The following is a 12471-nucleotide window of genomic DNA, read 5'->3' on the forward strand; positions in this document are numbered from 1 at the left end:
GCGTCAATTTGCCGCGGCGATGATCGGCACGAACTTCGCCGCGGTCAGGCTGGCACCACCGACCAGCGCGCCGTCGACGTCGGCGACGTGGAGCAGCTCGCGCGCATTGTCGGGCGTAACCGACCCGCCGTAGAGGATGCGCAAGCGGTCGGCTTCCTCACCGATCATCGCGCGCAGTTTCGCACGGATCGCGCCTTGCATCGCCGCGACATCAGCCGCGGTCGGCGTCCGCCCGGTACCGATTGCCCAAACGGGTTCGTAGGCGATCGCGCACCACTCGGCCGCGGCCCCATCCGGCAGCGATCCCGCGATCTGCGCGGTGACCACCGCCTCGGCCCGCCCCGCTTCACGCTCGTCCAGCGTTTCGCCGACGCAGACGATCGCGTTCAGGCCGTGGCGGTGCAGCGCCTCCGCCTTGGCCTTCACGTCGGCATCGCGCTCGCCCTGATCGGCGCGGCGCTCCGAGTGGCCGACGATCGAGAAGCGCGCGCCGGCTTCCTTGACCATCGCGGCGGAAACGCAGCCGGTATGCGCACCGTGGTCGGCGGCGTGAACGTCCTCGGCGCCGATCGACAGCGCCGGCACGCGCGTCGCAGCAGGAGCGATCAGCGTCGCGGGCACCGCCACCGCCACGTCGATGCTCGTATGCGCCGCCGCTGCTTCCGCGATCGCGTCGAGCTCCGACAGCGCGGCATGGCTGCCGTTCATCTTCCAATTGCCCGCCACCAGTTTGCGCCGCGTCATGCCATCCTCCCCCTGATCCGATCTCGTTCGTTCGGCGCGATAGCCGCGGTTGCGCCGGTCCGCCATCACCGCTGCGCGTCGACGCGGCATTGCCTCCACGCGGAGCGGTGCCTAAAGCCGCCCGATCTTCGTCTCCACGGCTCCGGGTCCATGCTCAGCTTCTTTCGCCGCATCGTCAATTCAAAGGCCGGCGTCGTCATCACGCTAGCGCTGCTCGGCATTATCGCCCTGTCGTTCGCGGCCGGTGACGTGACCGGGCTGTCGTCGGGCGGCGGCGGGCTGCTGGGCAACTCGGTCGTGACGGTCGGCAACTCGGGGATCACCGCCGCCGACGTGCGCAAGCGCGCGCAGGACGAGGTCCGCTTCGCGCAAACGCAGCAGCCCGGCTTCGACATGGCGCAGCTCATCGAGCTGGGCGGGATCGAGTCGATCATCGAGCGGCTGGCGAACGCGATCGGGCTGGAGAAGTTCGGCCATGACCAGGGCCTGCGCGTCAGCCGCGCGCTGATCGGCAGCGAAATCAAGGCCATCCCCGCCTTCCAGGGGCCGACCGGCCAGTTCGACCAGCAGACCTATGAGCGGCTGATCGCGCAGCGCGGGCTGAACGACGCGCAGGTGCAGGACGAATTCGCGCGCAGCATCATGACCCAGTTCCTCGTCACCCCGACGATCGGCGCGAGCCAGGTGTCGGAGAAGCTCACGCTTCCCTACGCCTCCCTGCTGCTCGAGCGGCGCGAGGGCCAGATCGCGCTGATCCCCGCCGCGGCCGTCCCCACCGGCCCCGCACCGACCGACGCCGAGGTGCAGAAATTCTACGCCAGCCACCTGCCGCGCTACACGGTGCCGGAACGCCGCGTGGTGCGCTACTCGGTCGTCACCCCCGACAGCGTCAAGGCGCAGGCGACGCCCACCGACGCGGAAATCCAGCAGGCGTATAACGGCAACCGCGCCGCCTATCAGCCGCGCGAGCAGCGCACCGTCAGCATCGTCACCGTGCTCGATCAGAAAGCCGCCGACGCGCTCGCCGCGAAGGTGAAGTCGGGCACCGCGCTCGCCGCCGCCGCCCGCGCGTCGGGGCTGGAGCCGCGCACGATCGAGAAGGTCGAGAAGACCGCGCTCGCCACGCAGACCTCGGCCGCGGTCGCCGACGCGCTGTTCGCGGCGCAGAAGGGTGCGGTTGTCGGCCCGATCAAGGGCACGATCGGCTTCGTCGTGGCGCAGGTCGACGGCGTCACGCAGGTCGCCGGCCGCTCGCTGGCGCAGGCGCGCGACGAGATCGTCCAGACGCTGACCCGCAGCAAGACGACCGACGCGCTGTCGCAGATGCAGAACAAGATCGACGACGCGCTGTCGGACAACGCCAACATCAACGAGGTCGCGTCGGATCAGAAGCTGGCGGTCTCGACGACCAAGCCGCTGCTCGCCTCGGGCATCGATCCCGACGATGCCGCGACCAAACCTGATCCGCGCCTCGCCCCGATCATGCAGGCGGGCTTCGCCGCGGAGGAAGGCGACACGCCGACGATCGTCGCGCTCGGGACCGACGGCGGCTTCGCGGTGGTCGCGCTCGACCGCATCGTCCGTGCCGCACCGCGTCCGCTCGCGCAGGTCCGCGCACAGGTGGTGAAGGACGTGATCGCCGAGCGGCAGCGCAACGCTGCCAAGCAGATCGCGACGCAGGCGCTCGCCAAGCTCGACAAGGGCGCGACGCTCGCGGCCGTGCTGTCGCAGACCGGCGTGCGCGGTCCGGCGCCGCAGCGGATCGACACGACCCGCGCGCAGCTGAACGCCGACCGCCGCGGCGTCGAGCCGACGCTGGCGCTGCTGTTCTCGATGAAGCAGGGCAGCGCCAAGATGCTGGCGGCGCCCAACAACATGGGCTGGCTGCTGATCAAGCTCGACCGCGTGACGCCGGGCGATGCGAAAACCAAGCCGGGCGTGATCGCCGCGACGCGCGCCGACCTCGGTCGCGTGATCGGGCAAGAATATGCGCAGCAATTCACCCGCGCCGCGGTCGAAACGGTGGGCGTCAAGCGCAAGCCCGACGCGATTACCGAGCTGAAGCGCGAACTGGCGGGTCAGGGTGGCAACCAGTAACGCCGCCGGCGCGGGCGATGGGGCAGACGCCCCCGTCGATCCGCGGGTCGAACTCGCCGCTGGCCGCCCCGCGCTCGTCTGGCGGCGCCGCATCGCCGACACCGAGACGCCGGTCGCCGCCGCGCTCAAGCTGATCGAGCCGGGTCGCGGCGACTTCCTGCTCGAATCGGTTGAGGGCGGCGCGGTGCGCGGACGCTACAGCCTGCTTGGGCTCGCCCCCGACCTCGTCTTCCGTGCCGAAGGTAAGCAAGCCGCAATCAACGCACACTGGCTCGACGACCGCGACACGTTCGAGCCGTGCGGCAAGCCGACGCTGGCGGCGCTGCGGGCACTGGTCGCCTCATGCCGCATGACGGTCGCGCCCGAGCTGCCGCGCGCGCTCGCCTGCCTCGTCGGCTATTTCGGCTACGACACGATCCGACTGGTCGAGCAGTTGCCTGATCCCAAGGTCGACGCGCTCGGCGTGCCCGACATGATGTTCGTGCGCCCGACCGTGATCCTGGTGTTCGATCGTCTCGCGGACGCGCTATTCCTCGTCGCGCCCGTCTGGCCCGATGTAGCGCGCACGCCCGAGGCGCTGATCGCCGCTGCCGAAGAGCGGCTCGACACGACCGAGGCGCGGCTGGCGCACGCCGCGCTGCCGCCGCGCGTGCGCGCCGACGCGAGCGACATCACGCTTACCCCAACATTGCCCGCTGGCCGCTACGCCGAGATGGTCGCGGCGGCGAAGGAATATATCTTCGCCGGCGACATCTTCCAGGTTGTGCTCGCGCAGCGCTTCACCGCGCCGTTCACCCTGCCCGCGTTCGAGCTCTACCGCGCACTCCGGCGGATCAACCCATCGCCGTTCCTCTACCATCTCGACTTGCCCGGCTTCTCGCTGACCGGATCGAGTCCCGAGATCCTCGTGCGCGCGCGCGACGGCGAGGTGACGATCCGCCCGATCGCGGGCACGCGTCCGCGAGGGCGCACCGCTGCGGAGGATGCCGCCAATCGTGCCTCGCTGCTCGACGATCCGAAGGAGCGCGCCGAGCATCTGATGCTGCTCGACCTCGGCCGCAACGACGTCGGCCGCGTCGCGCAGGCGGGCAGCGTCACCGTGACCGACAGCTACACGGTCGAATTCTACAGCCACGTGATGCACATCGTGTCGAACGTGGTCGGCCGGCTCGACCCCGCACACGACGGGGTCGACGCGCTGCTCGCAGGTTTCCCGGCCGGCACCGTCAGCGGCGCGCCCAAGGTACGCGCGTGCCAGATCATCGCGGAACTGGAGCCGGAGAAGCGCGGCGCCTACGCCGGCGGAGTCGGTTACTTCTCGCCCGACGGCAGCATGGACTCGTGCATCGTGCTGCGCACCGCGCTGGTGAAGGACGGTTTGATGCATGTCCAAGCGGGGGCGGGCATCGTCGCCGACAGCGATCCGACGTACGAACAGCGCGAGTGCGAGGCGAAATCGGGCGCGCTCCTCGCCGCCGCGCGCGAGGCGATCCGGCAGGCGAGCGAATCGGGGTTCGCGCAGTAATCCAGTTGCGAGCCGACGACGCTCGAACCGGCCATTCGAGACTATTTACCCGCGTCTGCCGATCCTGCGCCTTACCGCGGCGTAGCGCCCGGCATCATCGCGTCATTCTTCTCGGCCGCTTTCTTCTCCGCGGCATAGGCGCGCGCCCACATCTGCGTGCAGCCCGACTGCCCGCCCGTACCGACCGGTGAGCATGTGTCGGGCAATCCGCCCGCGACGCGTCCGACCTCGTCGGCGACCGCGGTGCGATTGGCCCAGCTCTGGTTCTGCGCTGCCGGCTCCGCGGTGTTCCGCAACTGCTTGGGAATACGATATTGCTCGTCCGGGTTGATCCGGCTGCACACCACGATCTCGTCGCCCTGCGCGGTCGGGCACTTATCGTTGCCGGTCAGCTGTACGTTGCGGATGCGGCTCGGCGCGCGCCCGGTCTCCGCCTGCGCCTGCGCGGTCGAGCTCGTGGGGGCGGTCTGCGCCAGCGCACCCGCGGGCACGAGGACGAGGGAGATGGCGGATAACAGACGCAGCATGCGGAAAACGCTCCTTGGGTACAGCTACAAACGCGTGCGCGCCTGAATATCTCCTTACTTCCTAGCCGCTATCGTGTGTCCCGGCGATTTCCCGCGCGTGACGTGAGCGGGACACGTTGCGCGCGCCCGCGCATCGGCTATGGCGGCGGGCATGATCCTGGTGATCGACAATTACGACAGCTTTACCTGGAACCTGGTCCATTACCTGATGGAGCTGGGCGCCCCAGTGCGGGTGGTGCGCAACGACGCGCTGTCCGCCGCCGACGCGCTGGCGAGCGGGGCGAGCGCGTTCCTGATCTCGCCTGGACCGTGCACGCCCAACGAGGCCGGGGTCAGCCTCGATCTGGTCGCGGCCTGTGCCGAGGCGCGGCGCCCGCTGCTGGGTGTCTGCCTGGGCCATCAGGCGATCGGTCAGCATTTCGGCGGCACGGTGCGCCGCGGCGGGTTGATGCACGGCAAGACCTGCCCGGTCGAGCACGACGGCACCGGCCTGTTCACCGATCTGCCCTCGCCCTTCACCGCGACGCGCTACCATTCGCTGATCGTCACCGACGTGCCCGACAGCCTCGTCGTCAACGCGACCGCCGCCGACGCGTCGGTCATGGGACTTCGCCACCGCGAGCTGCCGATCCACGGCGTGCAGTTCCACCCCGAGAGCATCGCGACCGAGCACGGCCATGCATTGCTCGCCAACTTCCTGCGCATCGCCGGGATGCCCGCGAGCATGCCGGCATGACCAGCTTCGCGCAGCTGCCCGATCCCGTCTCGCCGCTCAGCCGGCAGAGCGCGGCGCAGGCCTTCGCCGACATCCTCGACGGACACGCGAGCGAGGAGGCGATCGCCGAGTTCCTGGTCGCGCTGTCGATCCGCGGCGAAACCAGCCTGGAGATTGCGGAGGCGGCCCGCGCACTGCGTGAGCGACTGATCCCGATCACCGCGCCGGCGAACGCCATCGACGTGTGCGGCACCGGCGGCGACGGACAGCATACGCTGAACGTTTCGACCGCGGTCAGCCTCGTGGTCGCGAGCTGCGGCGTGCCGGTTGCCAAGCATGGCAACCGCGCCGCCTCGTCGAAGGCGGGTGCCGCCGACACGCTGGAGGCGCTCGGCCTCGACATGGACCGCGCCGGCGCGCAGGCCGAGGCAACGCTCGCCGACCTCGGCATCTGCTTCCTCTTCGCGGCCAACCATCACCCGGCGATGAAGCGGATCACGCCGATCCGCCGCCGCATCGGGCGTCGCACGATCTTCAACCTGATGGGGCCGCTCGCCAATCCAGCGCACGTCACCCGGCAGCTGATTGGCATCGCACGGCCCGACTATGCGCCGGTCTACGCCGAGGCACTGGCGCAACTGGGCAGCGAGGGCGCACTCGTCGTCTCGGGCGAGGAAGGGCTGGACGAGATTTCAGGTGCCGGCGCGACCGTGGTGGTCAGCATCGGCGAGGTGACGCTGCCAGCGCGCATCACGCCCGAGGATGCGGGAGTGCCGCGCCACCCGACCAGCGCCATCCGCGGCGGCGATGCGGCCTTCAATGCGGTGGCGCTCCGCCGTCTGCTGCTCGGCGAGCACGGGCCGTATCGCGACGCAGTGCTGCTCAACGCCGCTGCCGCGCTCGTCCTGTCGGGTACGCAGTCGACGCTCCCTGATGCCGCAGCGCGCGCCGCGGAGGCGATCGACCGCGGCGACGCGAACGCGCTGCTCGACCGCTGGATCGCCTACGCATGACCATCCTCGACCAGATCATCGCCACCAAGCGCGAGGAAGTCGCCGCGCGCAAGGCCGCGGCCACCCGCGCCGAGCTCGACGCGCGCATCGCCGAACAATCGCCGCCGCGTGGTTTTCGCGCCGCGCTCGATCGCAGCGTCGCCGCCGGTCGCCACGCGCTGATCGCCGAGATCAAGAAGGCCAGCCCGTCGAAGGGGCTGATCCGCGCCGACTTCGATCCACCCGCGCACGCGCACGCCTATGCGGCCGGTGGCGCGACCTGCCTGTCGGTGCTGACCGACGAGCGATATTTTCAGGGTTCCGACGCCTACTTGCAGGCCGCGCGCGCCGCGTGCGATCTGCCGGTGATCCGCAAGGACTTCACGGTCGACCCCTTCCAGGTGATTGAGGCGCGCGCGCTCGGCGCCGACGCGATCCTGCTGATCGTCGCCGCCATCGACGACGCGACGCTCGCCGAGTGCGAGGCGGCCGCGATCGAGGTCGGGCTCGACGTGCTGGTCGAGGTCCACGACGCAGGCGAGATGGAGCGCGCCGCGCGGCTGAAATCGCGGCTGATCGGCGTCAACAACCGCGACCTGCGCGATTTCACCGTTGACTATTGCCGCACCTACGACCTCGTCGCGCACGCGCCAGCCGGCTGCACCTTTGTTGCGGAAAGTGGTCTGACGACGCGCGCCGACCTCGACGCGATGGCCGAGCACGGCATCGGCTGCTTCCTGATCGGCGAAGCACTGATGCGCCAGCCCGACGTCGAGGCAGCGACCCTCGCGCTGGTCGGATGAGCGACCTCACCCATCTCGACGCCGATGGCGCGGCGCACATGGTCGATGTCGGCGACAAGGCGGTAACACGGCGCGAGGCGACCGCGACCGGACGCGTGCTGATGTCGGCCGAGGCCGTCACGGCGATCCGCGCCGGTGCGGTGAAGAAGGGCGACGTGATCGCGGTCGCGCGCGTCGCCGGGATCATGGCGGCCAAGCGGACCAGTGACCTGGTGCCGCTGTGCCACCCGCTGCCGATCACGCGCGTCTCGCTCAACCTTGAGATACAAGACGCCGGCGTCGCCGCGACCGCAACCGTGCGAACCGACGGCAAGACGGGCGTCGAGATGGAGGCGCTGACCGCCGTCTCGGTCGCGCTCCTCACCGTTTATGACATGGCAAAGGCGATCGACAAGGCGATGATCATGCAGGATATTCAGGTCGTCGCGAAAAGCGGTGGCCGATCCGGCGACTGGCAGCGTTGAACGACTTCGACGATCCGGCGATCGTGCCGTGGCGGACGACCGCGCGTGAGACGCTGATCGACGACCGCTGGCTGACGCTCCACGCCGACACCTGCGTGACCGATGACGGTGCGACGATCGCCCCCTTCTACGTCACCGATTATCCCGACTGGGTATTAATCGTCGCGATCGACGACGCCGACAATCTGCTGATGATCGAGCAATATCGCCACGCCCGCGGCATCGTCTCGCTCGAGCTGCCGGGCGGCGGTGTCGACGCGCGCGACGCCGACCTGCTCGCGGCGGCACGGCGCGAGCTGCTGGAGGAAACCGGCTGCGTTGCCGACACGTGGGAAGTGATGGCCTCGCTCAGCCCCAATCCGGCGATCCACACCAACCAGTGCCACGCCGTGCTGGCGCTCGGAACGCGCTGCATCGCCGAGCCGCAGGACGAGCCGAGCGAACGCGTGCGCCGCCGCTGGATGCCGATCGCCGACGTTGTCCGCCGTGCGATGGCGGACGAGGTGCAGCAAGCGGTTCACGTCGCCGCGCTCGCGATCGTGCTTGGCCGTATGAACCGATGGAATTCCGCATGAGCCTGCTCCCGATCGACGAAGCGCAGGCGCGTGTTCTGGCACTCGGCACCTTTGCCGCCCACGAGGAAGTCGACATCCACGACGCCCTCGGGCGTTGGGCGGTCAAGCCGGTCGTCGCGCAGCGAACCCAGCCGGCACGCGACCTGTCGGCGATGGACGGCTACGCGATCCGCTTCGCCGACATGCCGGGCCCGTGGCGCGTCACAGGCGAGAGCGCGGCCGGCAGCCCGTTCGCGGGCAGGATCGGCGCGGGCGAAGCGGTGCGCATCTTTACCGGGGCGGCGATACCCGACGGCGGCGACACCGTGCTGGTGCAGGAAGAGGCGACGCGAGACGGCGACCGCCTGCTGCTCGCCGGTGAGGGGCCGCCGCATCTGGCGCGCAACGTGCGCCGCCGCGGCCTCGATTTCGCCGAGGGCGACTTGCTGGTCGACGCGGGCGAGCGGCTGACCCCTGCCCGGCTCGCCGTGTGCGCGACCGGCGGCGTCGGGCGCGTCGCCGTCGCACGCCCGATCCGCGTCGCCATCGCGGCGACCGGCGACGAGCTGGTCGAACCCGGCACCTCGGCCGGACTGGACGCGCTGCCCGAGTCCAACCGGTTGCTGCTCCGCTCACTGCTCGCCGACCTGCCGGTCACGTTCATGGATCTCGGCATTCTGCCCGACCGTCTCGATGTGATGACGACGGCCTTCGCGAAGGTAGCGGCGGACGTGCTCGTCACCACTGGCGGCGCGTCCGTGGGCGACCATGATCTTGTCCGTCCCGCGCTCGACGCGGCAGGCTTCTCGCTCGATTTCTGGCGCATCGCACTGCGTCCGGGCAAGCCGATGCTGGCGGGGCGCCGCGGTGCGACCGCGGTGGTCGGGTTGCCCGGCAATCCCGTGTCCGCCTTCGTCACCGCGCTCCTGTTCGTGCGCCCGCTGGTGGCGCACCTGTCGGGCGCCGCCGACCCGTTTCCGCGCGCGAGCAGCGCGATCCTGGGTGAGCCGCTCGCGGCCAACAACAACCGGACCGACTATCTGCGTGCCGAGATGCGCGACGGTCGCGTCTACGCTTCGACGATCCAGGACAGCTCGATGCTGCGCACGCTCGCGCGCTCGACCTGCCTCGTGATCCGCCCACCTCACGCCCCTGCGGCCCGAGCCGGCGACTCGGCGGAAATCCTGACCATCGCTTGACCGCGTCGCTTGACGGAACACCTGCTGTTCCATAAAGGTTCTGCATCTGTTCACCAAAGGAGCCGCGCGATGCTCACCCGCAAGCAGCATGAGCTGATTTGCTTCATCGAAGATCGGCTCGCCGCGACGGGCGTGTCGCCCTCGTTCGAGGAGATGAAGGAAGCGCTCGAGCTCAAGTCAAAGTCGGGCGTGCACCGCCTGATCAGCGCGCTCGAGGAACGCGGCTACATCCGGCGGTTGCCCAACCGCGCACGCGCGCTCGAGATTTTGCGCACGCCCGACCGTGTCGATGCCGACGGAAACGAGCGGCCCGCCTCGCGCGTGGCCCCGCAGCCGGCGAACGACGTGGTCGAGCTGCCGCTTCACGGCCGCATCGCGGCCGGTGTGCCGATCGAGGCGTTCGAAGGCTCGACCAGCCTGCCCGTTCCCGCGGCGCTGCTGGGCGCGGGCGAGCATTACGCGCTGGAAGTTTCGGGCGACTCGATGGTCGAGGCCGGTATCCTAGACGGCGACTATGCACTGATCCGCAAGCAGGAGGTCGCGCGCGACGGCGAGATCGTGGTGGCGCTGATCGACGACAGCGAGGCGACGCTCAAATATTTCCGTCACGAAGGTGCGATGGTGCGGCTCGATCCCGCCAACCGCGCCTATGATCCGCAGCGTTACGCCCCCGCGCAGGTGCGCGTTCAGGGTAAGCTGGCCGGTATTCTCCGCCGCTACGCGTGATCCACGGGTGCGCGTCTTTCGCGACGCGCACCGTCGTGATGCTCGCATCCTCGAAACTCACCGCGACACCGCCGGTGCGCCGAAGCGACGCACGGTCCAGCGTCAGCCACCGAGCGCGGCATCGCCGGGGGACACGGCGCTCGCTCACGACGATGTCGACGCGGCGACACAGGTCGATGAAGGCGCCGGCGGGTACCAGATAGCCGCTGCGCGTCGCGAGCAAGGTGACCCGCCGCTCGCCGATCTGCCGCGTGGCCCAGCACAAATCCTGGTTACAGCGCGCACTCCGCGTTTCCGACAGCGCGGCCATCTCGCCGTCAAACCCGCCATTCTCCGCCAGCGTGTCGCGCGTATAGTCGCCGGCGCGGTCGCGAAGCAGCGCCAGGCTGCCGTCTTCGCCGCGCCACGCCAGATGCCGTCCGTCGCCCGTCACGATCAGGTCGGGTGTGGGTGTCGCAATCGTCCAGCACGCGCCGACGAAAACAGGGACCAGTCCGGCCCAGCGCGCACGCGTACGCCACAGCGCGACCCACAATCCACCCGCGATCATCAGCGCGAACGCACCGCGCGGCATTGCGGGCAGTGCCGCGACCGATCCCGGTGCGGACGCAACCGCGTGCGCGATCCATAGCAGCAAGCGCAACGTCTGACCCGCGACCCACCATAATGGTGCGCCGAGCCTGACGGCATCGAGCATCAACGCACCCGCCTCCACCGGCATCACGACGAAGGTTGTCAGCGGGATCGCGACGATGTTGGCGAACGCGCCGTACACGCCAGCCTTGTGGAAGTGGAACACCGCGATCGGCATCAACGCGAGCTCAACCAGCAAGCCGGTCGTGAGCAGCGAGCCGCCTTCCCGCAATCCGCGCCGCCACCACGCCTCCTCGCGCGACAGGAACAGCGCGCGGGCACGCGGATGTTCGTGGAGCGCGACAATCGCGGTCACCGCCGCGAACGACAGCTGGAAACTCGCGCTCACCAGCGCCTGGGGCCACGCGACCAGCACGATCAGCGCGCCCGCCGCCACCAGCCGCAGCGTCACTGCCTCGCGCCCCATCGCCAGCGCCGCCAACACCAGCAGCGCGGCGACGCAGCTGCGGATCGTCGGCACCTCCGCGCCCGTCAGCCAGGTGTAGCCGATCGCCGCCAATGCGGCGGCTCCGCCTGCGAGCAGCGGAACGCGCCCCGTCAACGCAAGTCTCGGCGACAACGCCAGCAGCCGCAGCGCGAGCGCCATCACGATCCCGACCGCCGCGGTGATGTGCAGCCCGCTGACCGACAGCAGATGCGCGAGGCCCGCGCGGCGCATCGCCTCGGCGTCCTCGTCCGCGATCGCGCCGGTATCGCCGGTCGCCAGCGCCGCCGCGATCCCGCCGGCGCTGCCAGGCAGTTGCGCCTCGATATGGCGCGTCAGCCGCGCACGAATACCCTCCCGATCCGATCCGGCGCGCGCGATCACGGCGATGTCGATTGCGCGTCCGGTGGCACCGAGCCCTTCGAACCAAGCCACCCGCGCGAAGTCATATGCGCCCGGCACCGCCGGCGGCGCAGGCGGCATCAACCGCGCGCGCACCCGCACCCGGCTTTGTTCGACGACGCCGGTGGGCAGGTCATCGTCCGCGACATTGACCCGCACGCGTCGCGGCACGTCGTCGCGCACCTGCCCATCCCAGCGCTCCACCGCGATCCACACGCGCGTCAGGTCACGCGCCGGCTGGGCCTGAACCCGCGTCACGCGCCCGACCAGCTCGACAATCGCGGGGCGGGCGAGCACCGGCGCACGGACCGCCTCCGCCCGCCACCACACCAGCGCGAGACCGATCGCGAAAGCGATCGCGCCCGCCGCAATCGTCACGCCGCAGCGCCCACCACGCGCCAGCGCCAGTGCTGAGCCAGCGATCCCCGCACTGCCGAGCAACGCCGCGGTCCAGCCCGTCGCGTCCGGCAGCACGAACCACGTCGCGATCCCCGCCCCCAGCATGATCGGCAGCCACAGCACCAGCTGGTGCCGCTCCGCCTCGAGCCAGCGTTCCCACGCGCCCGACCACGCCGCCGCGATTTGAAGCGACGCTTGTGCTTTGCTAGGGGCGGTCGCGGCTGAACTGGCCATCACATTCCTCGC

At 70.0% G+C, this 12471-nt stretch carries 11 protein-coding genes and 1 pseudogene; 9 read left to right on the forward strand and 3 right to left on the reverse strand.

Going from position 1 to position 12471, the window contains the following annotated elements; genetic code table 11:
• Positions 1–3 precede the first annotated feature (3 nt).
• Complete coding sequence (tpiA, locus tag BMW51_RS03725) at positions 4–744, reverse strand: triose-phosphate isomerase (protein WP_093003875.1); 741 nt, start codon at positions 742–744, stop codon at positions 4–6.
• A 150-nt stretch (positions 745–894) separates the two neighbouring features.
• Here tpiA and BMW51_RS03730 point away from each other — a divergent pair, with 150 nt between their 5' ends.
• Together BMW51_RS03730 and trpE are read left to right on the forward strand one after the other, a co-directional pair.
• Positions 895–2841: a peptidylprolyl isomerase gene (locus BMW51_RS03730; RefSeq protein WP_093003399.1), complete on the forward strand. Its 1947-nt coding sequence runs from the start codon at positions 895–897 to the stop codon at positions 2839–2841.
• Positions 2828–4366 (forward strand): anthranilate synthase component I, encoded by a 1539-nt coding sequence (gene trpE, locus BMW51_RS03735; protein ID WP_093003401.1) that lies wholly within the window; start codon positions 2828–2830, stop codon positions 4364–4366. Before BMW51_RS03730 ends, trpE begins: the two co-directional genes overlap by 14 nt.
• A 71-nt stretch (positions 4367–4437) precedes the next feature.
• Here trpE and BMW51_RS03740 read toward each other — a convergent pair whose 3' ends face one another.
• On the reverse strand, positions 4438–4893 hold the full coding sequence (locus BMW51_RS03740; protein ID WP_093003403.1) for a hypothetical protein: 456 nt from the start codon (positions 4891–4893) through the stop codon (positions 4438–4440).
• Between the two features lie 151 nt (positions 4894–5044).
• Between BMW51_RS03740 and BMW51_RS03745 the strand changes: the two genes are divergently transcribed.
• The 7 genes from BMW51_RS03745 to lexA all read left to right on the forward strand — a co-directional run bounded on the left by BMW51_RS03745 (position 5045) and on the right by lexA (position 10346).
• Positions 5045–5629 carry an anthranilate synthase component II gene (locus tag BMW51_RS03745; RefSeq protein WP_093003877.1) on the forward strand — a complete coding sequence of 195 codons (585 nt, stop codon included), beginning with the start codon at positions 5045–5047 and terminating at the stop codon, positions 5627–5629.
• A complete protein-coding gene (gene trpD, locus BMW51_RS03750; protein WP_093003405.1) occupies positions 5626–6621 on the forward strand; it encodes an anthranilate phosphoribosyltransferase in 996 nt (331 codons plus the stop codon). Before BMW51_RS03745 ends, trpD begins: the two co-directional genes overlap by 4 nt.
• Positions 6618–7403, forward strand: coding sequence for an indole-3-glycerol phosphate synthase TrpC (gene trpC, locus BMW51_RS03755; RefSeq protein WP_093003407.1), 786 nt, complete (start codon positions 6618–6620; stop codon positions 7401–7403). The genes trpD and trpC overlap by 4 nt, the downstream gene beginning before the upstream one ends.
• Entirely contained in the window at positions 7400–7867 is a 468-nt protein-coding gene (moaC, locus tag BMW51_RS03760; protein WP_093003409.1) for a cyclic pyranopterin monophosphate synthase MoaC, read from the forward strand. The genes trpC and moaC overlap by 4 nt, the downstream gene beginning before the upstream one ends.
• The gene (locus BMW51_RS03765; RefSeq protein WP_245708258.1) at positions 7864–8442 is read left to right on the forward strand and encodes an NUDIX hydrolase; all 579 of its coding nucleotides are present in this window, start codon (positions 7864–7866) and stop codon (positions 8440–8442) included. Before moaC ends, BMW51_RS03765 begins: the two co-directional genes overlap by 4 nt.
• Positions 8439–9620: a molybdopterin molybdotransferase MoeA gene (locus BMW51_RS03770; RefSeq protein ID WP_093003879.1), complete on the forward strand. Its 1182-nt coding sequence runs from the start codon at positions 8439–8441 to the stop codon at positions 9618–9620. The genes BMW51_RS03765 and BMW51_RS03770 overlap by 4 nt, the downstream gene beginning before the upstream one ends.
• Before the next feature lie 69 nt (positions 9621–9689).
• Positions 9690–10346, forward strand: a complete 657-nt coding sequence (gene lexA / locus BMW51_RS03775) for a transcriptional repressor LexA (RefSeq protein ID WP_093003411.1) — start codon at positions 9690–9692, stop codon at positions 10344–10346.
• A 568-nt stretch (positions 10347–10914) separates the two neighbouring features.
• Here lexA and BMW51_RS03780 read toward each other — a convergent pair.
• Positions 10915–12459, reverse strand: a pseudogene (locus BMW51_RS03780) (ComEC/Rec2 family competence protein); the annotation flags it as partial.
• Positions 12460–12471: the final 12 nt, after the last annotated feature.

Source organism: Sphingomonas palmae (genome assembly GCF_900109565.1).
Lineage (GTDB): Bacteria > Pseudomonadota > Alphaproteobacteria > Sphingomonadales > Sphingomonadaceae > Sphingomonas > Sphingomonas palmae.